The sequence below is a fragment of the Yersinia sp. Marseille-Q5920 genome, assembly GCF_946902935.1.
Lineage (GTDB): Bacteria > Pseudomonadota > Gammaproteobacteria > Enterobacterales > Enterobacteriaceae > Yersinia > Yersinia rochesterensis.
In genome coordinates this window covers 1-531 of record NZ_CAMPQA010000040.1, presented here as the reverse complement: position 1 = coordinate 531, position 531 = coordinate 1, and the positions used below count along the sequence as shown (strand labels likewise).

Here is a 531-nt window from a genome sequence, read left to right as displayed (position 1 = left end):
ACACCGCGACATTGACCAGCCAGTCAGTTGCGGTCACAGTCAGTTGGCGCAGTGCGGAGTCCTGTTTCTCAAAGACTTCAATCTCTAAGTCTTCCCATGCCGAACTCAGGTTTTTCAGGTCGCCGTCGAGGTTGTCCATTCTGACCGTGGCGATAGATTGCGCGGTGCCATCAGCATTTTTTAGCTTACTTTGCTTCTCCGCCAGCTTGCCGTTACCGGCTGCGGCCACCAGTTTCACCGCGCCTTTCATCGCTTCATCACCAAAGATCACTTTCAGGTATTCGGCTTGCTGTGCGGTGCCTAACTTGTTCTTTTTAAACGAGCGGTCAATATCTTTGAGGATTTTCTCCACCGGCAACATATTGCCTTTGCCGTCGCGGGTGGTTATTCCCAGCTCGCGCAAGGCTTCCGGCGCTTTACCGATAGGGGCCTGCAACCGACTAAACACAGCGCTGGTGCTGGTGCCGGCCATACTGCCTTTTATGCCGTTATCGGCCAGAACGCCGAGTAGCGCGGTAGTGTCTTCGATAC

Annotated in this window: 1 protein-coding gene; it reads right to left on the bottom strand. The window is 54.0% G+C overall.

The window, feature by feature from the left end:
- The coding region (locus OVO64_RS20480) for a phage tail tape measure protein (protein WP_267249003.1) at positions 1 to 531 on the bottom strand (531 nt) is incomplete at both ends.